Source organism: Phaeocystidibacter marisrubri (genome assembly GCF_008933165.1).
Taxonomy (GTDB): Bacteria; Bacteroidota; Bacteroidia; order Flavobacteriales; family Schleiferiaceae; genus Phaeocystidibacter; species Phaeocystidibacter marisrubri.
On sequence record NZ_WBVQ01000002.1, the window covers coordinates 881,198 to 906,163 of the forward strand.

Genomic DNA, 24,966 nt, shown 5'->3' on the forward strand with positions numbered 1-24,966 from the left:
ATAAGAGAATCCACCTATACCTTGCTCGTCAACCCGCATCAAACCTAACTTTAACGACCCTTTAACCGTCATTCCGTACAGTAGCTGTTTACTTTGTGCACATTCAATTGAAACATTATGGAATCTAGTACCACGGACACCCGAACGCTATCCGAAAGCATTGCGGAGGAAAGTGCATTTGTAGATGATATCAATAAAGAGTTAAGCAAGGTCATTGTTGGGCAACAACACATGGTGAACTCGCTCCTCACTGGACTTCTCACCAATGGTCACATCCTGTTGGAAGGCGTTCCTGGCTTGGCGAAAACGCTAGCCATTAAGAGTTTAGCGGAGGCTTTAGACGGCACCTACTCCCGACTCCAATTTACCCCCGACCTTCTGCCTTCTGATTTGATTGGGACGCAAGTTTACAATGTACAAGACCACAGCTTCTCTACGCGAAAAGGGCCTGTATTTGCCAATTTCGTTTTGGCAGATGAAATCAACCGCGCACCTGCAAAAGTGCAATCTGCACTTCTGGAAGCGATGCAAGAGAAGCAGGTTACCATTGCCGACGAAACCTTCGCCCTTCCAAAGCCGTTCCTTGTAATGGCCACACAGAACCCAGTGGAACAAGAAGGTACTTATCCTCTTCCCGAAGCTCAAGTGGATCGCTTTATGCTGAAGGTACTGATCGATTATCCAGAGTTGGAAGATGAACGCCTCATCATTCGCCAAAACTTGAGCAAGGAACGAGCGAAGATCAACCCTGTAGTGAGTCTGGATCAGATTCAAAATGCCAGAGAGCGAGTTCAAAATGTTCAGTTGAGTGAAAAGATGGAAGAGTATGTACTCAACCTGATTTTTGCCACTCGTGAACCCGATAACTTCAAGCTTCGCAAACTAAAGCCTCTCATTCGCTTTGGCGCCTCTCCGCGTGGATCCATCAATCTAGCTTCTGCCGCTAAGGCTCACGCATTCCTCAGCAAACGCGCTTACGTAACTCCAGAAGATGTTCGCGCCATGGCCTTGCCTGTACTGCGTCACAGAATTGGTCTTAGTTACGAAGCAGAAGCGGAAGGCTATCGTCCAGATGATGTTGTGGTTGAATTGATCAACGGAATAGCCATTCCATAGTGGATACAACGGAACTCATACAACGCGTTCGACGAATTGAAATAAAAACTCGTCGCCTGAGCAGCAACGTGCTTTCTGGAGAATATCATTCCTCCTTCAAAGGGCGTGGTATGGCGTTTAGTGAGGTTCGTCAATATCAAATTGGAGACGACATCCGCAGTATTGACTGGAATGTGACCGCTCGGAAACGCGAACCTTTTATCAAGGTGTTTGAGGAAGAACGCGAACGGACACTCATGCTTTTGGTAGATGTTTCGGCTTCGGAAAGTTTCGGAACCACCGTTCAACGCAAATCCGACTTGGCTACAGAAGTGGCCGCTTCGCTGGCGTTTTCGGCCATTCAAAACAACGACATGGTTGGCGTAATCTTTTTTACCGATCGCGTAGAGAAGTTTATTCCACCTAGAAAGGGTCGACAACACATTCTAACCATCATTCGGGAATTGATTGAATTAAAGCCCGAAGGAAAAGGAACCAACATCGCCGCAGCCCTAGAATTCCTCAGCGGTATTCAGAAAAAGAGAGCCATCGCCATGATCTTGTCGGATTTTGAAGACAACAACTATGAGCACAGCTTTAAAATTGCAGCACGTCGACATGACTTAACTGCTATTCACCTTTCCGATCCAGCGGAATGGGACTTGCCTTCATTGGGTATGATTCCCCTTCGCAATCCTGAATCAGGAGAGGTGGAATGGACCAATACCTCTTCTCGAAAGGCCAAGAAATACCACAGAGACAGAAGAGAATTGAGCTTTAGAAGATTCACACAAGCCTGCACCCAAGCCGGTGTTGGTAAAGTGGTACTTCGCACCGACCAAGACTATGTGAAGCCATTGATCACTTACTTCAGAAGCACACACGGATGAGAGTACAGTGGATCACATACTTATTGTTGCTCATCGGCTTTGGAGCACACAGTCAAACGGAATTGAAGGCGTCCCCCTCAACTCAGAGGATTCTCATTGGAGACCAGTTTACCCTTTCACTGAGCGCCGAGGTAAGCGCTTTGGACGAAATCACCTGGCCCGCAACTGAGGAAATAGGATCTGGACTCCTCCTCAATCGCTCCGGCATAGACACCACCGAACGCGGAGATATCCTCTTGCTGCAAGAAGAATGGGTCATCACTTCGTTCGACAGTGGATTTGTGGTGATTCCACCTCTCACGCTAAGTGTAAATGGTGAACCTGTACAATCTGACCCCGTTTTGGTTCAGGTTGATATGCCAAGAACACAAGAGGAATACCTAGATATCGTAGACCCACTTTCCATTCAACGCCCATGGTGGTACTACGCTTTGATGGGATTGGGCGCCCTAGTTGTCGTTTCCCTATTCGCACTTGTGATGTCCAAATGGACCAAGAATAAATCGGTACAAAGCCGTGCAGTAGACAAGCGTACATTCCGCGAAAAAGCGATAGATGCCGCTAATGGACTAGTTGAAGAAACCCAATGGGACAACAACGCCGAAACCGATGCGGCATATTCCAAGGGCATCCGACTTCTCTATGCCTATATCACCCGTGAATTGGGAGCAAATACCGCCGCTGGGGATTTCACTATGTGGAGTGCTGTGATGGAGAAGAATCCACACTATTCCGGCGATACCCAAAAGCTCCGCCAATTGATAGAACGTTCAAATGAGGTTCGCTTTGGAGGGCTTCCTTCCACCGCTGAAGAAAATAAAGAGTGGGCTCTCCAATTGTCCGATTGGATTCGCTCTGCCACTGTAGTTCAACCCGTAAACACCGAAGAGAATGTTGACGTGGCTGACTAATATGGAATTTGCAGATCCTCTGTGGTTATGGGCACTGCTGCTGCTGCCTCTTACCGCCGTGATCAAAATTGTGCGTTGGAAAAAGCAATCGGGTGTAATGACCTATTCCAACGTTTCTGGCGCTGGAGGATTTTCGTGGGCGCAGTTGCGACCTCACTTGTTCTGGCTGGGCTGGGCTGCCATGGGCTGTTGGATTGTGGCTTTTGCTCGTCCGCATACGCGGGATGTCAACGCTGAACGCAAGGGCATGGATGGCATTGATATCGTGCTGGCCACAGATATCAGCGCGAGTATGCTAGCCAAAGACTTAAAGCCAAGCAGGCTAGAAGCCCTGAAAAAAGTAGCTATAGATTTCATCGACAATCGTGAATCCGATAGAATTGGATTGGTGGCCTATGCTGGAGAGGCCTTTACCGCCACCCCTCTAACCACCGATTACGAAGTGGTGAAAAGTTCTCTAAACGACTTGAATTACGATTTGCTAAAAGGAGGTACAGCCATTGGAACTGGCTTGGCAACTGCCGTAAATCGACTCAAAGATTCTAAAGCCAAGAGCAAGGTGATCATTCTAATGACCGACGGTGAAAACAACGCTGGAAACATCACTCCCACCGCTGCCACACAGATGGCGAGAGAGACGGGAATTCGAGTGTACACCATCGGTCTAGGCACCAAAGGTTTCGCCCCCACTCCCGTTAACATCGTTGGAAATCGAATCATCTACAGAAATGTTCAAGTGAACATTGACGAAGACCTACTCAAGGATATTGCAAATAAAACCAATGGCGAGTATTTCCGAGCCAAAGACGAGGAAGAACTTCAAGCCATTTACGAGAAGATCGATCAACTGGAAAAGTCAAAAATCGAAGAGATCAAGTTCGTGAATTACAACGAGCACTTCTATCCATGGGCTTTAGCAGGACTCCTGCTCTTAGCGGCTGAACACCTATTCAAGAACACCTTATTCCGATCTGTGATATGATGATGATCTGGGCACATCCGGAATGGCTACACGCCTTATGGGCTATCCCTCTCTTGGGTGGGGTTTGGCTATGGCATGAGCTCTGGGTGATCCGCGCCTTGAACAAACTCGGCGAACCTCAACTCCGCAGCAACTTGATGCAAAATCGCTCCATATGGCGTCGACTAGCACGAAATGGAGCCGCTATTCTCGCCTTGACCTGTGGAATAATCGCTTTGGCGAATCCTCAAAAATCGCTGGGAGAAGTTGAGGTTGAAACGTCGGGGATTGACATCATATTCGCGATGGACATGAGTAGAAGTATGCTGGCGAAAGATGTAAAGCCCTCTCGATTAGACGTAGCCAAGCAAATCGTTAAAAACACTATTGAGAAATCGGCAGGCGACCGCTTCGGCATCATTGCGTTTAGCAGCTCTGCCTATCCTCAGCTTCCCATTACCACAGATGTTGCCGCTGCAGAAATGACACTAACCGACATGGACCCAGATTACCTTCCCTCTAGCGGTAGTGATGTAAGCAGTGCCATCGTATTGGGAACGAAAAAATTCGATCCCGAACTTCCTCAAGACAAAGCCCTCATTATTCTAAGTGATGGCGAAGACCACCAAGGAGAATGGGAAACAGCAGTGGCCAACGCCGTCGATTCTGGTGTGTTTGTATTCACCATTGGATTGGGAACCGAGGAAGGTGGTCCCATCCCAACCAAGACTTATGGAGAATACCACCGTGACAACAGCGGAGAAGTAGTGATTTCAAAGCGAAACAGCGGTGTACTTCGCTCTATCGCAGATGCCGGTAACGGTCGTTATTTTGATGGCAACCGATTGCGTGTAGCCGATGAAATCCTCTCTTCTTTGGATGAACTGCAAAAAGCTCAGATGGGCGTCAAAAAGCAGTCGCAAATGGAAGACCAATTTCAATTCCCATTGGGGCTTGGGCTTCTACTCTTATTAGCGAGAACCTTATTGGGTGAACGAAGTTCCGACACCCTTAAAAAATGGCTGAAGAACGCATGAAAAAGTGGATGAACATAGGACTCTTCCTCTGTGCTCTTGGTGGCTCAGCGCAAACGTACAAGGAGAACATTGATTTGGGCAACGAGCTTTACAAGGACGGTGAATACGCTTCTGCCGAAGCGGCTTATCGAACGGCCATGTACGAGGAATCCGAGAGATATGAATCGAGATTCAACCTGGGCAATGCCCTCTTCCGACAAGAACAATACGATGCGGCCATCAATGCCTATCGGGAAGCTTCCTTTCGCACCACCAATCCGATGGAACAAGCCAACGCCTTTTTCAACATGGGTGATGCATACCTGAAAAAAGGCGACAAAAACAAGGCGCTTGAGGCCTTCAAACAAGCATTACTTCGAAATCCGAAGCACTTGGCTGCACGTCACAACTTGGCCAAACTCGTTCGCGAACTTAATCGCGAAGAGCAAAACCAAAATGACGAAAATCAGCAAGGACAACAAGATCAGGATCAGCAGCAAAATCAGGAGAATCAAGATCAAAACGGCGAGCAGCAAAACCAACAGCAGCAAGGCGGACAAAACGACGATTCTCAAAACGAACAAAGCCAATCGCAAGACCGCGGCGAGAGTCAGTCCAATGAACACGGAGATCAACAAGGAGAGAGCTCCGGAAATGGGGAACGTGATCAACGCGAAGAAAACGACCGACCGCAGGGCGACAATCCAGATGACACCCCACGCGATCAACCCATGCAAGAAACGCAGGGTTCCAATGCAAAGAAAAACGAGAATCAAGAGCGAAGAGGTGAAGATCAAATGGGAGAGCGCGACAATAGTGCCGATACAGAGAACCGAGAAGAACCGGGTTCTACTCCACAAGTTGGTGAAATCAATCCCGACCAAAATGGAAACGAAGAAACCAACGGTGCAGGCACGGGCATGGTACGTGTTCAACTCACCCCAGAAGAACTTCAAAACTTGTTAGATCAAGCGTCCAAACAAGAAGCAGACACGCGCAGACGGGTGATGAAAAAAACAGCACCGAGTCAGGAAACGGAATCAGAAAAAGATTGGTAATGAAAAAGTGGTATTACATCAGCTTACTTGCCATTGCCTCGCTTATTACTCGAGGTCAAGAAGTGGCCATGGCGATCGATCAAAACCCCATGGGAGAAACCCAAACGGTAACACTTACGGTCTCCATCAATCGCATGAATGGACAGCTCCTCCTTCCAGACAACCTGGAAGAGCATTTCCATGTGTTGTCGCAAATTGGAACCAGTCGGCAACAATACATTACCAACAACGGTATTTCAACCACCATGGAGTGGACCATCCGCTTGCGACCGAAGCGAAAGGGCAACTTTACGTTGAACCCTGCTGCGGTAACAATTGGAGACGACAATTTCATTTCGAATTCAATTGACGTTAAAGTCATCCCCGATTCGGAACGCCCAAAAGACCCCAATTCACCTGAGGAAATTGCCAAGGTTTTAACCTTCGGTGAAGTGGAGGTCTCCGATAGAAAAGTCTACGTTGGCGAACCATTGAACATCAAGTACAACCTCTTTGGATTGGTGAATCCAGCCAATGAAATCGACATCAGGAAAAAGCCAGAATGGGATGGTTTCATTCGCGAAAACATCGACATTCAACCTGGTAGAACTCAACAAACCGTTATGCGCAATGGTCGTCGCTATGCGCGATGGACACTCGAGTCATTTGTACTCGTTCCGCAGAGAGCTGGAGAATTCTCCTTTGAACCCATGGAGATGATTATTCCTACTCCAGTAGCCAATAACCGCATGATGTGGGGAAGGCAAATCGTAAATAATCTCGACATCTCCCCCATTCCGAGCATCACCGTCCTTCCACTGCCGGAAGCGTCTAAGCCGGAATCGTTTGATGGTGCCGTGGGATCTTTTGATCTCAATGTGACACTTTCGAGAGACAGTCTCAAAACCAATGAGAGTGTCACCCTCAACATTGAAGTGTCGGGCAGAGGAAATATCAATACCGTGCGCCTTCCTCAAATCACGTTGCCTTCTCAAATTAAAATCTTTGGCCCTACCCCTCACCACACCACCCAAGCCAGTAGCAATGGGCTTCGTGGAGAGGTGAATGACGAATATGTGCTCGTTCCCCACTTTGCCGGAACGTACAAGATTCCTGCCATTGAGTTTTCGTACTTCGACCCCAATTCTGAAGAATACATCACACTAAAAAGTGAAGAACTCGAATTTGTAGTAGAGGGTGAGAACAATGCGGTAGCGGTTCAAAATCCTGAAACGGGAAGTAAAGACCTCAGCAGCGGAGAAAGCTCAGAAAAGCTAGATGTTGAAGTGCTAAACAAGGATATTCGCTGGATTCACGAAGCTGACGAGCACACGGCCGTTAGAACCGGGGCCTTCTGGAAATCGGTGTGGTTTATAGGTGGAGTCTCCTCTTCCTTCTTACTCGCAGCATGGGTACTCTTTGCTGGAAGAATCTCCGATTGGAGAAAGAACCGTACCGATGCCTTGAGCGCAGCTCGAAAAGAAGCCCTCAAGAGTTTGAGCAAAACACAATCTTGGAAAGAGCTTCACTCCGCCTTAAGTGAATATTTGAAAAAAGCCTATCACATTCCTTATGCCGACCAAGTTCGGGAGAGGTTGCCAAAGGCAATGAGCGAACACGGATTCAGCGAAGAAACAGGCACAAAGGTTCACCAACTTCTTACGGAATGTGAGGCGGGACAATATGGCTCTCCTCTGAGATCCATGCAAGATGTTCAAGCCGATATCACCGAATGGATTAAAGCACCTCAGTCATGAAAATCACAGCCTATCTAATTGCATTCGCGTTGGCGATACCTGGATTTTCGAGCCAATCCGACAGCACCAACCTTTGGAATTCTGCACGTGCCGCCTACGAAAACGGCAACTACGAAGAAGCCTACAATCATTGGCAGGAATGGAATGAAACAAATTCAGAGGCCAACCCCGACTTGTTCTACAACTTGGGCAATGCTGCCTTTAAATCCGACAAAATTGGACAGGCCATCTTGAACTGGAACAAGGCCTTAAAACTGAATCCAGAAATGGAAGATGCGCAGGTAAACTTGGCACAGGCCAAAATGCGCGTCGTAGACAATATCGTTCCGGCAAAAGTTTCCCCCATCACCGAATTTAGTCGCACCCTATGGCTGTACTACTCACCACTCACTTGGGGAATTCTAGCCTGTTTATCCTTTGCATTAATGGCACTTTCCTTCGCCATATTCAAGTTTAGCAATCGATCGATTTCTGGCTTGTTTATGCCATTAGCTTTTGTGCTCATGGTAGGCGGACTCCTTCTTACAGCCGCAGGAGTGCGCCATCAATACCACTTAGATCACAACTTAACCGCAGTGGTTGTTCAACCGAACATTTACGTGAAGTCGGCGCCTATGACAAGCGGAGCAGACGCCTTTATCCTTCATGAAGGAACCGAAATGAAAGTGGTGAAGAGCGTGGGAGATTGGTACGAAATCAAACTTGCTGACGGTAAAGTAGGTTGGGTACAAGATGGACAAGTAGGCGTGTATTGATACTCCTCCAAATGCGACCATTGTGTATCTTTCGGTCGTGAAGAAATCCCTCGAAAACCTACTCGTACTCCTTCTCCTTCTTCCACTCCTTTGGATTTACACCCCTGCAACGCAAGACTGGGGAGGTGATTTTGCGGCCTATATTCATCAGGCACAAAACATACTCCAAGGTGAGGAAATTGGAGATATTGGCTACCTCTACAATCCCGATTATTATCGCCTAGCACCTCCTTCTTACCCACCCGGCTTTTCCATTCTATTGGCGGGATGGATTGCCGTTTTTGGAAGTGAGATTGGAGGATTGGTTCTTCTCATGAGCTTGTTGATGGTGGTCTTTGGATTGGGATTCTATCGCGTACTGCGCTTGCAGTTCAAACCGGTTGTGAGTATGGTGGCCCTCCTGCTCACGTTTTACAACCCCTGGATGATCCGCTTCAAAATTGAAGTGATTGCCGATATGCCTTTTGCCTTGCTTGTTGTATGGAGCACATTAGCCTACTTCAAAGCCGCAACAGCTAAAGAAAAGCAGTTTAGAAAATGGTTGATCTGTGCCATACTTGTTGCATTGACCATTCTCACCAAAACACTAGGATGGGTGGTGTTAATCGCCTTTGTTCTGGATGGTGTTGTTCGCTTTATTCGCAGCAAATGTGCTGAATCACTCTTGGGCGTGGGAATCTTATCAGGTGTAACCTTCGGACTCGTTTACATCACTCAGCACTTTTGGCTTCCTGCTCCGGCCGACCATCTTGAACACTTTACTTCCATCGCTGCCAATAGCCCTTCCACGTGGGATACTCTTGTAGCCAATGTGCCACTCTACTTCGATATTTACAAAGCCTTCTTTATTAAAGACTTGGGAAGCTGGGGGTGGATAGGCACAACCACTTCTTCCATACTCCTACTGTTTGCGCTTATTGGTGCTGTTGTGAGTTGGATAAAGAAGGGAATGCATGTAACGGATTGGGTATTCCTAGGCCTAATGGGCGGACTCGTTCTCTTCCCAATCACCAACGGCTTTCGCTACCTCCTACCAGCCTACGTGTTCTTCTTTAGTTATTCCATTTACGGACTTGGACTCCTTCCTTGGCATTGGTTGATACGCGGATGGCTCCCTTTCCTTTCTCTGATGTTCTTAGGAGGACAGTATGTGAATGGCTGGACAAAGATTGCCGATTTACCCCATCAATCCGAAGGCCCATACCTACTGGAATACGCTGAACTTCATCAGAGAATTGACGATATTTCTGAACGATATCCAGATGCACTGTTTGCAGCGGCTAAACCAAGGGTTTTCGCATTCATGCACGACATCGAAGCGTTTTCCGTTCGACCAGACTTGGGTGTGAAAGCCACAGAAAAGCAATTCTATGAACTCGCCGCGGGCCGAAGAGTATATGTCATTCACGTCAAGGCAACCCCGCATGCTAGCTTGGATTCCCTGAGCAGAAACACACCATTACCGGACGACTCCCAACCGCGGGCCTACGTTGTGGGGCCTTGGAGAGAACCCGTTCAATCTACACCTGACAGTTCGGATATCAGCTTGCATTACGACTTCCCGTATTCCTATATGCTGACGTACTTCCAACTTCCCTCGAGATGGCAGTACAGCGAATCTCCACTCTTTCGCTACTTTACGAGTGGTTTAACGCATTCTTACTTCGCCATTGAAAAGCGGGATACCACCTACCACTGGCAATACAATTCTAACCTTCCTGAATCTGATATTTCGGAGGGAACACTGACAGAAGAGTTATGGTCACAACTCGACGCTACCCTCAGAGCGTATGACTTTTACCAACGCCCCATCTACCATGGATACTTGTTCAGCTCTTTGGACGGTGGGCCAACAACCATAGAAGCCGCGTCAGGGGGACAATACAATCTCATTTCTCGTAGAAGTAGAAGTTTTGACCGTTTCCCCGGAACCCATGAAGACAGCCTGTTCTTGTCGCTAGATACCGCTGTCCTTCATTTCATCAATGAGTCAATAGTGAAATTAGAGCCATGAAATTATTCTCCACTTGTCCCCATTGCAAGCACGAAAATAGCTTTCGCACTTTTGCGTCCGACCGCAAGGATGTGGCTATGGAAAAGGGAGAGATTGCCAACCTAAACTGTGATGAATGCCGACAGGAATATCAATTCCCGATAGATGAACTCATCCCAGAAATAGACTATAGAACTCTCATTATTAGTTCGGTTGTTCTCTACTTTACAGCCCTTGGTTTGAACTATGTATTCTTCCTACTTACTCAAACCTCAGGTATACTTCGTCCAGTTGCCCTACTTATTCTGCCAATGGGCTTTGCTTACTTTTTTCATAAGACAGAACTCATTCGCGTAGAAAAATTCAACCGCTCCCGTCGAGAGCGTAAAGAGCGCAAGAAGGCGCACAAATAATAAGACACCGGCCTGTAGGTAAGTTCGTTCAGAGAGGAAATCTAGAATTGCGACCTTTGTCTTCAAACCTACCCTCACATGAATCGCATTATAGCTTCATCGATTCTGGCACTTGTCCTTCTTTCGTGTTCCAATTCCACGCACGATGAAGCAGGCATTCTCCGCAGTAAACTAGCGCCAGACACGGTCATTGCTATCGACACTCCAGCAGTAATAAAAGCAGAGGAAGAAAGGGTTCCCGAAAGTGTGGTTAATGAACCCGACTCCATGATCCCCTTCCAATTGCAAAACGGAAGTGACACATTGATCGCCTTTCGAGATTTGAACATCGAAAACTTCGATATGGATCGGATTCACCTTCCCAAACTCAAGGTATATGTAGAGGGAGATTTAGTAGTGATCGAACATCCAGAATACGAATTCAAGTTGAGAGAAATTCCTTTCGACACCACCATGAGTGAATTGACATTCACCAATGAAGGTGAGAATCTAGCTTACATCAACGACAACAACTTTTACGGAACGGACGGCGGCATTCCCAAAACACAGTTTGGACGATTCACCTTCAAGAAAAAGGAAGGCGATGTTCAAATTGTAGACCCTAAGTATTACGACGATTTGTACAATGTAGGCTTCATCAACCGCAGGGGAAAAACGAATGTAAAAGCGTTTAAAGTAGACGAAAACAAAGCGCTCATCACGTTTACAGGCTCCGATGGGGCTGGGGGATACATTGCCGTTTTCCTCATGAACGGCGAAGGAGAAGTTACAGATAGAACCATCATTATCCCGTAAGTTTTACCTTGCGGCATGATTCAGTTTCACGACGAAAAAGAGTTTGAAAAGATAACCGCTGAGGACCTCCCTACTGGTACTTTTGAATACTGCACCTTCCTACAATGCGATTTCAGAAACGGGGATTTATCGGGCAGAATTTTCGTCGATTGCACCTTTATAGAGTGCGATTTATCCAATGCCAAAATTCTGGAATGCTCTTTCCAGACCACTCGCTTTGACGGATGCAAATTGATGGGACTCCGCTTTGAAACCTGCAAGTCGATGATGTTCTCCCTTCACTTGGAAAACACTCGCCTTGAACTCTGCACCTTTACGGGTATGAATCTTCGCAATCTCAGCGCGAACTCCTGTGAATTGTACGATGTGGATTTTTCAGGAGCCGATTTGAAAGGAGCTTCCCTCAGTGGATGCGATTTGCGCAGATCTGTCTTTGTAGGATGTAACCTTGGCGGAACCGATTTCAGAAACACGGAGAATTTGGTTCTCAACCCAGAAGAGAACACACTAACTGGAGCCTACTTTTCCAAGGATGGATTGGAAGGCTTACTCACTCGCTATCAGCTAAAAATTCAGGACTAGAAGTCGCGAAGAATTAAGCGTCCTTCTCCTTTGGTAATGGTCTTAGAAATTGAACCATCTGCAGATTTCATGATGCCCGAGAAAGTGATGTCGATATAGCCCGGCGATGCTCCTTTGGTTTCACGGAAGAACTTCACACGGAGCTCGCCTTCGGTAGAATACAGAGGATTCAAAACATCTTCTTGAAGAATCAAGGTTGGAGAATCAAAATCGTCTTCATCAATGGTATAGTAACCAGGACCAACGAAATCAGGAATAGTCCCACCAAACTGAAGGTATGAGCCATCGCACGGAACCGCTTGAAACAGTACGAAAGGAGTAGAATCCGACTGAAAAACATTGGCATGAGGATCTGGACATGTAAACGTACCGGTAGTTGTTCGCGGTGAACCGTTCAATTTGAAATCCAGATAAAACTGACTGTTGGTCACATTGAGCTCATCAACGGTCTCTTTCTTACAAGCCGCCAAAGCGAGGATCCCAACAAAAAGCGGAAGAATATATTTCATTCTCATGAGAGCAAGGGTTCTGTTTTCGTGTCACAATTTACTACAATCACTTTGAAGTGTAACTCATTGCACTGAATACTGCGCAAAATGCAATAATTTGGAGGCATATTATACCCACACAAGTGATATTCATCAAGACCATCATCTCCTTTTTGCGCGATAAAGACTATCGTGATCTACTTCTTACTACGGTATTTATACTGGGAATAGGGACGGTGGTCTACCATTTTGTGGAAGGTTGGCGTTGGCTCGATTCGCTATACTTCTCTGTGATAACCCTCACCACCATTGGTTACGGCGACTTCTCTCCTCAAACCGATGCGGGTAAAATCTTCACCTTGATTTACATCGTTGTAGGCTTGGGAATCATCTTGGCCTTCATCAATACCATCTTCAAGCATTTCGACTACGTTCGGAAATCGGAAAAGAAGAAGAACGCCAAAGGATAATCTATACAACGACTCCTTTCTCACTGAGGTTGTTATCTTTGCCGCCCGTTAACACAAACAGCCGGCTATGTCACGCATTTTCAACAACTTCACGTTCAATCCTAAGGATGACATTCTCTCGGGATTAACCGTTGCCCTTGCCCTCGTTCCAGAAGCAGTAGCCTTTGCATTTGTAGCAGGCGTTCCACCTATGGTGGGTTTGTACGGCGCGTTTATGATGGGTTTGATTACTTCCCTGTTTGGGGGTAGGCCTGGCATGATTTCCGGGGCTACTGGAGCCATGGCCGTAGTGATGGTCCACCTTCTGATGGTGGGAAATGAAGTGGGTGAGAGTTTGGAGACACCTATTGAAAACCTCGGGCTCCAATGGTTGTTTATCACCCTTCTCATCACGGGGTTCATTCAGATGTCAGCCGGCATTTTGAAGTTGGGAAAATTCGTTCGACTCATCCCACATCCTGTAATGATGGGCTTTGTGAATGGTTTGGCCATTGTGATTTTCCTTTCTCAATTGGGATTATTCAAAGAGAAAGTGGGAGGAGAAATGCAGTGGATCTCGGGTTCTACACTGTACATCATGTTGGCCTTGGTAGGTGCTACGATGTTAATTATGTGGCTCCTTCCCAAGGTAACCAAGAAGGTGCCCGCTGCCCTAACGGGAATTATCGTTGTAGCTGGGGTGACCATTCTTGGTGGCATCGATGTCAGCACGGTAGGTTCCTTTATCAAAGATGGCGGCGGTGATGGACTTGCTGGTGGTCTTCCTACCTTTCAGGTTCAAATATTTGGGTTGATAGATACCATGAGTGGACATTGGGGAACCATCCTTTCCACGGCGGCGTTACTTGCAGCTGTAGGTTTGATTGAGTCTCTCATGACCCTTAATCTCGTTGATGATCTAACCGAAACACGTGGTAGCGGCAATCGCGAATGTCTTGCTCAAGGAGGTGCCAACATTGTAAATGGCCTCTTTGGAGGCATGGGAGGTTGCGCCATGATTGGTCAGTCGATTATCAACGTGAATTCAGGTGGTAGAGGTCGACTTTCGGGTTTGGTTGCTGCCGTAGCTCTTCTCATGTTCATACTCTTCGGTGCTCCTCTCATTGAGCAAATCCCCATTGCCGCATTAGTAGGAGTGATGTTCATGGTCGTTATTGGAACCTTCGCCTGGAGCAGCTTCCGCATCATCAACAAAATTCCAGTGGCCGATGCCATAGTACTGATTGCTGTTTCTGCCATTACTGTTTGGAAAGACCTGGCTATCGCTGTTATTGCGGGTGTAATTATGTCCGCTTTGGTCTTTGCATGGAAGAATGCCACCATGATTCGCGCTCGCAAGCGTATGAAGGATGACAACACCAAAGTCTACGAAATATGGGGTCCTCTCTTCTTTGGTTCTGTTCAAGGATTCAACGGGAAGTTTGATCCGAAAAACGACCCCCAGAAAATTGAAATTGACTTCATCGAATCACGTGTGAGTGACCATTCTGGAGTAGAAGCTATCCGCAATATCACCAACAAGTACATGGAGTTGGGTAAAGAGGTGGTCTTGACACACCTCAGTCCAGAGTGCAAGGATCTCCTACTGCGAAGAAATCCAGAATTTGAATCGCACATCGAGACTTCTATTGAAGATCCGCGCTACCATGTGGTAACCGATATGCTGGATAAAGAAGTGTAAGACAATAATTTGGGGAGAATTTCTTTTCTTTAAGTAGAAAACCTCTCCATGAAAAAGTCTGAGCTCCCTCTTCAGATAGAGTCGCCCTGTAACGAACCCATCGAAAAGATGCATCCCAATGCTGAGGGGTGGCATTGTGATCGATGTGACAAGCAGGTTTTCGATTTATCCAATCACTCCGATCAACAGGTAGAAGCGCTGCTGGGAAACGGCGGACTCTGTACTCGCATTCAGAGTAACAGGGTTCACTTTCCTTCGGCATTAACAGCCATGGCAGCCAGTATACTTGCCACATTGTCGTCAACTCCCGCTTATGCACAGGGGAAGACCTACCTTACACAAGGCGATGACACGTGTCATGAAATATCCGACACCACTGAATTGAGCATTTTTGGAACCGTTCAATATCCAGGGGGAACTCCCATGCCCATAGCGGAAATCCGCATAGGCAATGCATCGGCCACAACCGACAATCAAGGGAATTTCAACCTAAAAGTAAAAGCTAATTCGGACAGCCTCATTTTCCACATTTCACCTTTAAGCGACGACCCTCCCTTTACAGCAACCCTCGCAAACCCTTGTCCTCCTTCTGGAAGGATTCGAGTTCAACTCACTTACAAGGGAAAGCGAAAAGATCATGAAATAACTGAAGAAGCGGATTACATGGTTTTTGGTTTCACCACCCAAAGACACATGAAAGATTCGGAGAACCACCCTACCCCTCCAGATCTTTCTCCCTCTCCAGAAGAGCGCAGAGAAGAGGATCATTAATGAATGCTCAAGATAGGCACCAACCTTAACGCGTGTTGAGGTCGTTACATTAGTAACAGTGACAATGGCCTAGAATGCTCTCTAACCCAAAGGCAATCTATCTGAGTTTCGCTGACTAGTAAGATCAACTCTCAATCCTTAGAAGCATGAAGAAGATTGCACGACCTCATTTAACTTTTGAATGCAGTGAAGACCTCAACAAGATGAAAACTGTTGAGAATGGATGGCATTGCAATTCATGTGACAAGGAAGTTATTGATCTTACCCACTTATCCGACCGTGAATTTCGAGAGTTGCTACATGAAAAAGGCCAGTTTTGTGGTCGAGTTCAGGCAAATCGAGTATCTAGACCGCTTAAAGGTGTGCTAGCCGCTTCCCTTGGAATACTTGCAAGTTTGAATGTTCAAGGCTCCAATGCCCTGCCTCCTTTTAGTGCTGCACCAGATTCCCTCGACCCCAATAGTGTTCTACCCGACAAACAAGTTACTCGTATTAAGGGGACGATAAGGAATTCTAAAAACGGAGAACCCGTATTCCAATGCCAAGTGAAAATCTATGATCAGAGCGGAATAGTAGCAAATGGACTAACCGATTTTGATGGCAACTTCAATTACACATTTGAGTCGGCCTTCGATGAATTTCAATTGGAAGTTGTTGAGGGCATGTTTAACCGTGACACCCTGTTTACAGTACACCTCCCGAGTAGTGATAACAGAACTGCTACGGTAGACCTTTCACTGCAAGCCCCCGAAGAAGACCTGATTGAAGTGATTGTGATGGGTCTAATGGTTCCTCCAGTTCACGAAGACTCCACTGTCGTGAACATTTGGGCTTATAAACCCGAGAGTGGGTGGAATGAAGGCAAACTAACGCTGTATTCCTCAACAGGTGAATTTATTGCGGAATCAGACAACAGAGGAGAATTCTGGATGACCTTACCTCGACAAAAAGAATGGAACTTTATTGTAAAGTGTGAAGGCTATGAGGATCGTGAAATTCAGGTAGTAGCAGAAGAACACAACCCTGGTCGCGCCTACAAGCGATTGAAATACGAAATTCTCGAGGATTAAAGCGCCTTCAAAATCTTTGAACCCGCTTGAAGCGTTTCTGAATTTTTAGCGAAACAGAAACGCAACACCTTGTTGTGCGTTGGCACATTGTAGAATACCGAAACGGGAATGGACGCCACCCCGTGTTCAATAGTGAGTCGGCGAGCAAAGTCTACATCGTGTTCATCTGAAATAGCGGAGTAATCCATCAAAACAAAGTAGGAGCCGTGAGTAGGCAGAGCTTCAAAGCGGCTACCTTTCATCAATTCTAAAAACTCGTCGCGCTTGGCTTGGTACATCGAGCCCACATCCCATTTGGAGTCGGAATCTAGGTATTCAGCCAAGGCTACTTGCTGCGGACGATGGACGCTAAAGACGTTGAACTGGTGCACTTTTCTAAACTCTGTCATCAGGTTCTCAGGTGCCAACACATATCCAAGTTTCCACCCTGTAACGTGAAACGTTTTGCCAAAACTGTACACCGCTAGGGTACGTTCCGCCAAAGCCGGTCGTGACGTTAAACTCTGATGAGAAATCCCATCAAAAGTGATGTGTTCATACACTTCATCAGCTAGGAGCAGAATGTTCGAATTATTGACAATCTTCTCCAATCGATCTAGATCTTCAGCCTTTAGAACGGCACCTGTAGGATTATGTGGGTTGTTCAACACAATCATGCGCGTCTTATGACTAATCATGTGCTGTAACTGATCCCAATCAATGTGGTAATCCGGATAATTCAACTTCACATACACAGGGGTGCCTCCAAAGAGCTCAATGAGTGGAGCGTAAGCGTCATAAGCCGGCGTAAAGACAATCACCTCATCGCCTTCGCGAACGGTAGCCGCTATGGCTGTGCAAAGCGCTTGGGTAGCACCAGCTGTAATCGTAATTTCCGTATCTGGATTATAAGCCACACCGTAGCGAAGCTTCATTTTATCGGCAATACGTTCTCGCAAGGGCATCCACCCTGGCATGGGAGCATATTGATTGTGCCCATCGCGCATGGCCTTAGCCACTGCCTCTATCAGTGCTGGATCTGGCTCGAAGTCGGGGAAACCCTGTGACAAATTCACGGCACCATGTTGTTGTGCCAATGCCGACATCTCGGTAAAGATGGTGGTTCCTACTTGAGGTAATTTAGAAGAAATACGTCCTGGGTACTGCATAGAATGAAATGTACGAATAATCCATTGTGGCGTCTTCGCACAACGTCAAGATCTACCCGAAATTTTAGTGAAATAGATAAACCGTTCTTTCTTGATCGTCGGGTCTACCAATGATGTTATTTAAATAGTCGCCTTGAGGCTTCATGGTTCCCTCTTTGCGAATATACCCTTCTGCCAACGGCATACAAACGCCCCAAGAACCACTTTGTGCACAATCGTCAAAATCAACAATTCGAACAGCCGTGTGGTTTTCGGTTACCACTAAACAAGAGGAATACTCTTTGGCCTGCGAGAACACTTCCTCAGCATTCTCTCCTGTGAGTTTAATCACCTTGTCGGCATTCTCAGAGGCATCTAATTTGAGCTCGTCAATCGGGTTACCCTCTGTATTCAAAACAACACTTGGATTCTCAAGAAAAGCTACGGCCATGGATTCTGCTTTATCCGAAGATGGCGTTTCTGAATCATTCGAAGAACAAGCAACTCCGAGTGTAGCTATCAATAAAAAGGAAAAGTACTTCTTCATGAGAGAGGATTTTTTGGTTGCCCGAATATACAAATCCACTCTCGATGGGCGCGATATCCACCCTAATCTGGAAATAGTACAGATAACAGAAGAGCAATTCCGAAACAGATCGCTCCAATTACGGCTACCCAAGGAATGGCCGTTTCATAGCTGATGGAAAAGGCAATCCAAACTAAACAGAACACTAGCATGTACAGGAGTGCTCTCTTTGAATTGCGCTGAACAAAGTTCATCAAGAAGTTTCTCGGACCAAAGAAAATGGGGTCTCTGCGACGGTCTGCATTCCGTTCTTCTTGAATCTTGCGCAAGTGTCGTACTGTAAAATCAGCTTGAATCTCTTGGGGCCTAAAATCCGGGCAACTGTCCGTAAATGTTGGCTTGGCATGCGAAATGGAACAGCGGACGCCTTCCACTTTATCAAATTCTCGCAATTGGCAAGTCATGCACAATTGGAGGCGGGATTTCACATCGGGATACGCACTCATGCACGAGCCGCCTTTCTCTTTTCGCCTAAGGCCAGCCACAAATAGAGGAGTCCGGGCAATATCAAGATTCTGAAGGGAGTCGCTTCCAGCAAATCTGGACGAAGAATCCAAAGGGCAATCATAGCTAAGGTGGAGATAATTCCTCCCAAGAGTTCATTCTTTAGACCCAAGAGGAGTCCCACCGTTACTGCCACTGGAAAGATCATAAACTCCAAAATATCTTTCCAATCCGATTCCATCAATCCCAATCCATCTCCAAACACATCAGAGAGTAAAAAGAAGGCGATAAATGCCGCATAGAGCAGCGACATAGAGCGGGCTACAAAGCGAATAACGTTGGTGATGACTTCAGAATTCATACTCAAAGATATCCATTATGAACAACCCGCTTGCAAAAGTTCTGTAAAAGCAAAGAGGTCCACTTCAAGCAGACCTCCTTGAAGGGAGTGGGTAGTTCACAGGTTGATTACACGAGTGGCAAGCCGCATGGCTCCAGACTCGTAAAGCGTATGCATGAAAACATTCGATGTATAGGCTTTATCAATCCTTCTTCTTTCTGTAGATTCCATAACCAGCAGCAGCGGCGAGTAGAATAGCCAGCCCTCCTATAGGTGCAGGCGTAGATGGATTACCCGGTTGAGCAAGTGCAGGGAGGCTCAGCAAAAGGAGACTCAATACCATGACGAGTGTTGCAAGTCGTGTCATGTCAAATCACTTAAATGAATATCGCGAGGAGTGAGACATTCTAAATATACGTTAAAGATCACTACCTCAGACTCTCCACTTTTCTCTCTTCCCATCCATTTAACTTTTAGCTGAGAAGACGTACCGCCAACCACCTCAAAGAATCATTACCTTTGCTCAAATTCTATATCTATGGTCCAGTCGCGCATCCAAGAGATTATTGAACGCGAAGTAGAAGCAATCCGCAACATTCCCATTGATGGCGTTATTGAGGATGCCATTGATATCATTTACCGTCAGGTTCATGAGAAAGGCGGAAAGGTGGTTGTAAGTGGAATGGGAAAAGCCGGTCAAATTGGTGTGAACATCGCTACCACTTTGAGTTCTACAGGTACACCTGCAATCTTCCTTCACCCTGCTGAATCTCAGCATGGCGATTTGGGAATGGTTCAACCCAATGACGTGATGTTCCTGATCTCCAACTCAGGCAAAACGCGCGAGATCATTGAAATGGAATACTTGGTGAAGCAGCTTCACCCGGGAATTGAGATCATCGGACTCACGGGTTCCTTAGACGGCGATCTCGCCAAGTTTAGCGATGTACTGCTTTACACGGGCGGCCCCAAAGAGGTTTGTCCACTTGGACTTGCACCTACAACATCCACAACCGTGATGACGGTGGTTGGAGATGTATTGGTCGTTCTGCTCGAAGAGCGAATCGGCTTCACCAAAGAACAGTATGCAAAACGCCACCACAGTGGTTACCTGGGAGATTTAGCCCGCAAAAAATAACAACACATGTCGTTTACACTCATTGCTGGCCCTTGTGCCATCGAGAACGAAGAAACTCCAAGACTCATCGCGAAAGAGGTAAAGGCCATTTGCGACGACTTGGGAATACGCTACATTTTTAAGGGCAGCTACCGCAAGGCCAACCGCTCTCGCCTCGACTCCTTCACTGGAATTGGCGACGAAAAGGCACTTGGTATTCTCAAGAGCATTGGTGAAGAATTCGGTATTGACACCATTACGGATATTCACGAATCTCACGAAGCGGAATTGGCAGCCAAGTACGTAGACCACCTCCAGATTCCAGCCTTCCTTTGCCGACAAACAGAATTGTTGATCGCTGCAGGAAACACAGGCAAAGGGGTAAACATCAAGAAAGGACAATTCCTTTCGCCTGAAGCCATGTCATTTCCCGTTGAGAAAGTTCAATCTACCGGAAACAAGAACGTATGGGTTTGCGAAAGAGGTGTAAGCTTCGGCTACAGCGATCTGATTGTTGACGCCACGTCCATTCACCGATTGAAGTCCCACGGAGTACCCGTAATTATGGATTGCACCCACTCGGTTCAAAAGCCGAACAAAACAGAAGGTGTAACGGGGGGTGATCCAAGTATGATTGAAACCATTGCCCTTTCTGCGGCAGCAACAGGCGCCGACGGATTCTTCATCGAAACACACCCTGATCCTAAAACGGCGAAGAGCGATCCGCACACCATGCTGCAACTCGACAAGCTTCGCGGCATTCTAGAAAAAACAATGGCGATCCGTAAAGCCCTCAACCTATGACCACAGCAGAAAATCTCAAGAGCAACCTCGAGTATTTTAGCGGTCGCGATATTGACCTCAGCCAAATTAGCATCACTGCCGTTTTGGACCTTGCTGCGCAATTGAACATTCCGGCAGAAGATCTCCTTCACTGTGATTTGAAGAAGAAAGAAAAGGCGGCCAATATCAAGATGGTCATTATGGATTGCGACGGTGTACTAACCGATGGAAGCATGACCTTCACGGCAAATGGTGATGAACTGAAAACCTTCAATGCGAAGGATGGAATGGGCATCCAACAATTGCACAAAAACGGCATCTTTACTGGAATTCTCTCGGCCGGTGTAGAACCTCGCCCCATTGAAAAAAGAGCAGAAATGCTCGGAATGAAAAAGGTCTACGTGGGCAAGCGCCCAAAGGTTGAAGTCCTCAATGAATGGCTTCACGAATTGGACATCCTTCCAGAAAATGTAGCCTACATTGGTGATGACATCAGCGACCTAGCCGTTATGGAAATCGTTGGATTCACCGCTTGTCCTGCAGATGCAGTCACCAAAGTTCGCGAAGCCGTTGATATCATTCTTCCTCTCAAAGGAGGTGAAGGCGTAGTTCGCGAATGGATTGATCGTTATCTACTCTAATACCCGTGTCACTGCCTAGGTTAAGATATGCACCATCTCCTACGGGACATCTTCACCTGGGCAATTTTGCCACGGCTCTCCTCACTTATCTACGCGCAAAATCCACACAAGGCGCTTTCCTCATTCGCATGGAAGATGTGGACGAGCAGCGTAGCAAGCGCGAATTCGCCGATGGTATTCTGCGCGATCTAGAATGGCTTGGACTCACTTGGGATGAAAGCCCCGTGTTTCAATCAGAACGCTACCACCTGTACGAAGCTGCAATGGAGCAACTGAGAGGTCACACCTATCCTTGTTTCTGTAGCCGAAACGACCTTCAATCACTCGCCTCGGCCCCACATGGCATTTCATCTGAAGGTCCAGATTACCCCGGCTTTTGCAGAGATCTTTCCCCCGAAGAAGTCCTTGCAAACTCCCGTGAAAAGGATCCTTCCATTCGCTTCCGCATCCCTCATCGTTCCTATTCCTACACCGATTTGATTCGAGGTGAAATGGAGTTTGTACCCGGTTGGGGTGGCGATTTCATCATTCGAAGATCCGATGGAATGTGGGCCTATCAATTGGCGTGTACCGTAGACGATCTAGAAATGGGAATAACCCAAGTGATTCGCGGTGCTGATCTAATCGACAGTACTCCACGACAACTTGCATTAATGGACGTCTTACAAGGGAAGGCTCCCGAATATGCACACACACCGCTTTGGATGGGCAGCGATGGGCATAGACTCTCCAAGCGACATGGAGATATCAGTTTGCGAGATTATCGAGAAAGTGGATTTTCAGCGGAACAACTCATCGGATGGATGGCTTACTACTCGGGTTTAACCCCCTCCCTACAATCCATCTCCCTCCCTGAATTACTGGACGTCTTCCGCTGGGAGAATATCCGCAAAAGCGATGTGAGCGTTCAGGTTACATTCGATCGAGCGTAAAGGTCTGTACACCCAAGCTTGGAATATCTTGCGACATCGACATTCGGTAATTGGAAATGAATTCAATGCCAAAGGTCGCCGTATCGCCACCTCTACCCATCAAATAAAGAGTTGAATCATTCGGCATGGAATACGTCCCTTGAATTTGAAGAGAACCATCTTCCAAACGATCCACCAAATCTCCATTTTGAGCGAGCGACTCCGGGTAAGAAATCGAAACCGTACCATCGCTATCAAACTTGTACTTATACTGGATGGCCATTGACTTCGCGTTTTCCAACCAATCGTCTTCCATCTTCATCGAAACGGAAAAATCAATCACTTGCCAAGCCCCTTCTATGGAGTTCGAAGAAGTGCAAGAGGTAATCCAAAAAGAAGCGACAAAAAGAGCAATAAAGGCAGCCTTTCTCATGTATGATTGCTTTTCAAGTTTCGAATAGACAGGGCGAATTTACGTTAAGTAGGGACGATTTGGAAGCATAAACACTATGGATGTGAACGGCACTCGAGACAATATTTAACATTACTCACGGCCATTTTTAAGAAAAAACTGACCCTGTTCACAACTAAAATGAATAAAATTGCGTCATCATTTTGTTGCGTATGTTCACATTGAAAGACTTTCAGTACTGACATGCCTGCAAATTGTTACTCGTGAACGATCTTAAATTCTCTCTAATAATGTGGCTCTCAAGTAAGCTCTCTCTGTTCCTACCATTATTTGTCTTTACTATACTTTCTTCGTCTTCCAGCTTGGCTCAACAAGCCCCTGGAGGGGTTGGTCATCCCAAAATTTGGCATGCCCCGGAAAACGACACCACCTTGATTGCCAACCGCAAATCTTTTGATTTACATCAACTTGATGTACTTCTCCAAAACAACCCCGAGTTATTGGAGAACGCGGTTACCTATTTCTTTGTGCTACAACCTGCTTTTAGTCAAAGTACCGGAGCTGAGTTCATCCGATTCGGAAATGTTGCGATTTATGACGATAGAATAGAGTATGGACATTCCTCAGAAGCTTTGAATTTCTCCAATGGTGAAGCATTGATCATCTCAATCATCGCACCACGGACGGTGAGCTATGCGCGCCGGATTCCGATGAACGCAGAAATTATGGATTCCTCCCTTTTCTCCATTGCCGAAGTGATTGTTTACGACAAAAGACTAAATCGACCCAATATCCACCTTGTAAACAGCCACTTAGCACTCAAGTACAGCATTACGATAACTCAAAATTCTGAACGCAAGTACCGAGATTACACCCAAGCTGATTCAAGTTTGTATTGGAGTTCTGTGATTGATCGCATGTTTGACCAAAGGGTTATAGGTGTAGGAAGATCTCAAGATGAAAGATTCAATCAAACTCAAACAAGGACTAGTTACGGGGATTGGGTTCAGGTTTCTCTTGATACGGCGAAAAGCCAGGGAGAGATGCCAGCAGTAGCTGTGGATGAAGATGCGTTCTTGATATTCTCTGAAAGAGCTTCTACTACGGCTTCTTATTTCGAATGTCCCAATGCGCCCACATTAAATCATCCTCTTAAAAACTGGAAGTTCAGGTTATATGATTGGTCTTCAACCGCCACCTATTTACTGGTTCAAATACAAAAACCAAAAGGTCAAATTGAAGATTCATTGTACTTATATGACGGCTACCAATATTGGCATCTCCCCGTGCTGAACTTAGGAGATCGACTACAGTACACCATTTACTTCGACATGCTTCAAGAAGGAAGACACTACTTCTTTACGACTCCTCAATCCATGGACTGTGATCCACCTTATAGCGTAATCATATCTGGCAATACACTCGATGCTTCATACCTGGATGGGACTTGGACTTTAGAAACTCAATCCTTGAACACCGGCGTTGTTACAGCTTCGAAGGTCTCAGGCGCTTCCTACACGAAGAGCCTAGATGCTGGACAGCATATTGTCACGATTCGCAACAGTGAAGGTGAAGAAATTCTAACGAAGGTGGTTCTCGTCACGGATGAAAACGCTCCTGCGAACCGAACCGAGCCGTCGATCAAGGTTTACCCAAATCCAGTTCGTGCGACCCTACCTACTACGCTAGACGTAACGAATCTTTCAGACGCAATAACTGAAATTACAGTGTTGATTACCGACAATAATGGGCGTGTTCTCTCTTCTGAATCCATGACATATCAGAAAGGTCTCAACACTTCCCTTCACTTCCCTACCGTGGGATTGTACCATGTCACTCTTCTTCACGGCAATACTAGCTACACTCTCAAAGTAGTAGTTGGTCAATAATATTCTTTGTCAATCTTCTCAATTTCTCTCA

The 24,966-nt window shown here is 46.5% G+C and carries 28 protein-coding genes; 21 read left to right on the forward strand and 7 right to left on the reverse strand.

The genetic code is table 11. From position 1 onward, the window contains the following. Positions 1-117: 117 nt before the first annotated feature. The 12 genes from F8C82_RS11340 to F8C82_RS11395 all read left to right on the forward strand — a co-directional run bounded on the left by F8C82_RS11340 (position 118) and on the right by F8C82_RS11395 (position 12,205). A complete protein-coding gene (locus F8C82_RS11340) occupies positions 118-1,116 on the forward strand; it encodes an AAA family ATPase (protein WP_151693702.1) in 999 nt (332 codons plus the stop codon). Further along, entirely contained in the window at positions 1,116-1,985 is an 870-nt protein-coding gene (locus F8C82_RS11345) for a DUF58 domain-containing protein (protein WP_151693703.1), read from the forward strand. Before F8C82_RS11340 ends, F8C82_RS11345 begins: the two co-directional genes overlap by 1 nt. Further along, positions 1,982-2,896, forward strand: coding sequence for a hypothetical protein (locus tag F8C82_RS11350; protein WP_151693704.1), 915 nt, complete (start codon positions 1,982-1,984; stop codon positions 2,894-2,896). Before F8C82_RS11345 ends, F8C82_RS11350 begins: the two co-directional genes overlap by 4 nt. Continuing rightward, entirely contained in the window at positions 2,877-3,878 is a 1,002-nt protein-coding gene (locus F8C82_RS11355) for a vWA domain-containing protein (RefSeq protein WP_151693705.1), read from the forward strand. The genes F8C82_RS11350 and F8C82_RS11355 overlap by 20 nt, the downstream gene beginning before the upstream one ends. Then, positions 3,875-4,894, forward strand: coding sequence for a vWA domain-containing protein (locus F8C82_RS11360; protein ID WP_151693706.1), 1,020 nt, complete (start codon positions 3,875-3,877; stop codon positions 4,892-4,894). The genes F8C82_RS11355 and F8C82_RS11360 overlap by 4 nt, the downstream gene beginning before the upstream one ends. Beyond that, positions 4,876-5,931, forward strand: coding sequence for a tetratricopeptide repeat protein (locus F8C82_RS11365; protein WP_151693707.1), 1,056 nt, complete (start codon positions 4,876-4,878; stop codon positions 5,929-5,931). The genes F8C82_RS11360 and F8C82_RS11365 overlap by 19 nt, the downstream gene beginning before the upstream one ends. After that, complete coding sequence (locus tag F8C82_RS11370) at positions 5,931-7,667, forward strand: BatD family protein (RefSeq protein ID WP_151693708.1); 1,737 nt, start codon at positions 5,931-5,933, stop codon at positions 7,665-7,667. The genes F8C82_RS11365 and F8C82_RS11370 overlap by 1 nt, the downstream gene beginning before the upstream one ends. Continuing rightward, positions 7,664-8,422, forward strand: coding sequence for an SH3 domain-containing protein (locus F8C82_RS11375; protein WP_151693709.1), 759 nt, complete (start codon positions 7,664-7,666; stop codon positions 8,420-8,422). Before F8C82_RS11370 ends, F8C82_RS11375 begins: the two co-directional genes overlap by 4 nt. 37 nt (positions 8,423-8,459) lie before the next feature. After that, positions 8,460-10,436 carry an ArnT family glycosyltransferase gene (locus F8C82_RS11380; protein WP_170266241.1) on the forward strand — a complete coding sequence of 659 codons (1,977 nt, stop codon included), beginning with the start codon at positions 8,460-8,462 and terminating at the stop codon, positions 10,434-10,436. Beyond that, positions 10,433-10,828 carry a hypothetical protein gene (locus F8C82_RS11385; RefSeq protein WP_151693711.1) on the forward strand — a complete coding sequence of 132 codons (396 nt, stop codon included), beginning with the start codon at positions 10,433-10,435 and terminating at the stop codon, positions 10,826-10,828. The genes F8C82_RS11380 and F8C82_RS11385 overlap by 4 nt, the downstream gene beginning before the upstream one ends. Before the next feature lie 78 nt (positions 10,829-10,906). Next, a complete protein-coding gene (locus tag F8C82_RS11390; RefSeq protein WP_151693712.1) occupies positions 10,907-11,623 on the forward strand; it encodes a hypothetical protein in 717 nt (238 codons plus the stop codon). A 15-nt stretch (positions 11,624-11,638) separates the two neighbouring features. Next, positions 11,639-12,205, forward strand: a complete 567-nt coding sequence (locus F8C82_RS11395; protein WP_151693713.1) for a pentapeptide repeat-containing protein — start codon at positions 11,639-11,641, stop codon at positions 12,203-12,205. Here the strand turns inward: F8C82_RS11395 and F8C82_RS11400 are convergent. Further along, the gene (locus F8C82_RS11400; RefSeq protein WP_151693714.1) at positions 12,202-12,720 is read right to left on the reverse strand and encodes a hypothetical protein; all 519 of its coding nucleotides are present in this window, start codon (positions 12,718-12,720) and stop codon (positions 12,202-12,204) included. The two genes, F8C82_RS11395 and F8C82_RS11400, sit on opposite strands and share 4 nt — an antisense overlap. A gap of 116 nt (positions 12,721-12,836) precedes the next feature. Here F8C82_RS11400 and F8C82_RS11405 point away from each other — a divergent pair, with 116 nt between their 5' ends. From F8C82_RS11405 to F8C82_RS11420, 4 genes are all read left to right on the forward strand, one after another. Further along, a complete protein-coding gene (locus F8C82_RS11405; RefSeq protein WP_223279539.1) occupies positions 12,837-13,163 on the forward strand; it encodes a potassium channel family protein in 327 nt (108 codons plus the stop codon). A gap of 67 nt (positions 13,164-13,230) precedes the next feature. Beyond that, positions 13,231-14,844, forward strand: coding sequence for a SulP family inorganic anion transporter (locus tag F8C82_RS11410; RefSeq protein ID WP_151693715.1), 1,614 nt, complete (start codon positions 13,231-13,233; stop codon positions 14,842-14,844). Positions 14,845-14,892: 48 nt separating this feature from the next. Beyond that, positions 14,893-15,615: a carboxypeptidase-like regulatory domain-containing protein gene (locus tag F8C82_RS11415; RefSeq protein WP_151693716.1), complete on the forward strand. Its 723-nt coding sequence runs from the start codon at positions 14,893-14,895 to the stop codon at positions 15,613-15,615. A 146-nt stretch (positions 15,616-15,761) separates the two neighbouring features. Further along, positions 15,762-16,685: a hypothetical protein gene (locus F8C82_RS11420; protein ID WP_151693717.1), complete on the forward strand. Its 924-nt coding sequence runs from the start codon at positions 15,762-15,764 to the stop codon at positions 16,683-16,685. On the opposite strand, the gene F8C82_RS11425 is transcribed toward F8C82_RS11420, so the two are convergent. The 5 genes from F8C82_RS11425 to F8C82_RS11445 all read right to left on the reverse strand — a co-directional run bounded on the left by F8C82_RS11425 (position 16,682) and on the right by F8C82_RS11445 (position 19,549). After that, positions 16,682-17,833 carry a methionine aminotransferase gene (locus F8C82_RS11425; protein ID WP_151693718.1) on the reverse strand — a complete coding sequence of 384 codons (1,152 nt, stop codon included), beginning with the start codon at positions 17,831-17,833 and terminating at the stop codon, positions 16,682-16,684. The genes F8C82_RS11420 and F8C82_RS11425 overlap by 4 nt on opposite strands. 64 nt (positions 17,834-17,897) lie before the next feature. Further along, the gene (locus F8C82_RS11430) at positions 17,898-18,359 is read right to left on the reverse strand and encodes a hypothetical protein (protein ID WP_151693719.1); all 462 of its coding nucleotides are present in this window, start codon (positions 18,357-18,359) and stop codon (positions 17,898-17,900) included. Between the two features lie 62 nt (positions 18,360-18,421). Beyond that, positions 18,422-18,802: a hypothetical protein gene (locus F8C82_RS11435; RefSeq protein ID WP_170266242.1), complete on the reverse strand. Its 381-nt coding sequence runs from the start codon at positions 18,800-18,802 to the stop codon at positions 18,422-18,424. A 38-nt stretch (positions 18,803-18,840) separates the two neighbouring features. Further along, positions 18,841-19,203, reverse strand: a complete 363-nt coding sequence (locus F8C82_RS11440; protein WP_151693721.1) for a DUF7670 domain-containing protein — start codon at positions 19,201-19,203, stop codon at positions 18,841-18,843. Between the two features lie 181 nt (positions 19,204-19,384). Beyond that, positions 19,385-19,549 carry an LPXTG cell wall anchor domain-containing protein gene (locus tag F8C82_RS11445; RefSeq protein ID WP_151693722.1) on the reverse strand — a complete coding sequence of 55 codons (165 nt, stop codon included), beginning with the start codon at positions 19,547-19,549 and terminating at the stop codon, positions 19,385-19,387. Between the two features lie 171 nt (positions 19,550-19,720). On the opposite strand from F8C82_RS11445, the gene F8C82_RS11450 reads away from it, so the two are divergent. The 4 genes from F8C82_RS11450 to gluQRS are packed head-to-tail and all read left to right on the forward strand — an operon-like array spanning position 19,721 to position 22,655. After that, a complete protein-coding gene (locus F8C82_RS11450; protein ID WP_151693723.1) occupies positions 19,721-20,320 on the forward strand; it encodes an SIS domain-containing protein in 600 nt (199 codons plus the stop codon). A gap of 6 nt (positions 20,321-20,326) precedes the next feature. Next, a complete protein-coding gene (gene kdsA / locus F8C82_RS11455) occupies positions 20,327-21,103 on the forward strand; it encodes a 3-deoxy-8-phosphooctulonate synthase (protein WP_151693724.1) in 777 nt (258 codons plus the stop codon). Next, positions 21,100-21,723, forward strand: coding sequence for a KdsC family phosphatase (locus tag F8C82_RS11460; protein ID WP_151693725.1), 624 nt, complete (start codon positions 21,100-21,102; stop codon positions 21,721-21,723). The genes kdsA and F8C82_RS11460 overlap by 4 nt, the downstream gene beginning before the upstream one ends. Positions 21,724-21,728: 5 nt before the next feature. Beyond that, complete coding sequence (gene gluQRS / locus F8C82_RS11465; RefSeq protein ID WP_223279541.1) at positions 21,729-22,655, forward strand: tRNA glutamyl-Q(34) synthetase GluQRS; 927 nt, start codon at positions 21,729-21,731, stop codon at positions 22,653-22,655. On the opposite strand, the gene F8C82_RS11470 is transcribed toward gluQRS, so the two are convergent. After that, positions 22,636-23,067 (reverse strand): hypothetical protein, encoded by a 432-nt coding sequence (locus tag F8C82_RS11470; RefSeq protein ID WP_151693726.1) that lies wholly within the window; start codon positions 23,065-23,067, stop codon positions 22,636-22,638. The two genes, gluQRS and F8C82_RS11470, sit on opposite strands and share 20 nt — an antisense overlap. Before the next feature lie 341 nt (positions 23,068-23,408). On the opposite strand from F8C82_RS11470, the gene F8C82_RS11475 reads away from it, so the two are divergent. After that, a complete protein-coding gene (locus F8C82_RS11475) occupies positions 23,409-24,935 on the forward strand; it encodes a T9SS type A sorting domain-containing protein (RefSeq protein ID WP_170266243.1) in 1,527 nt (508 codons plus the stop codon). The last annotated feature ends 31 nt before the right edge of the window (positions 24,936-24,966 follow it).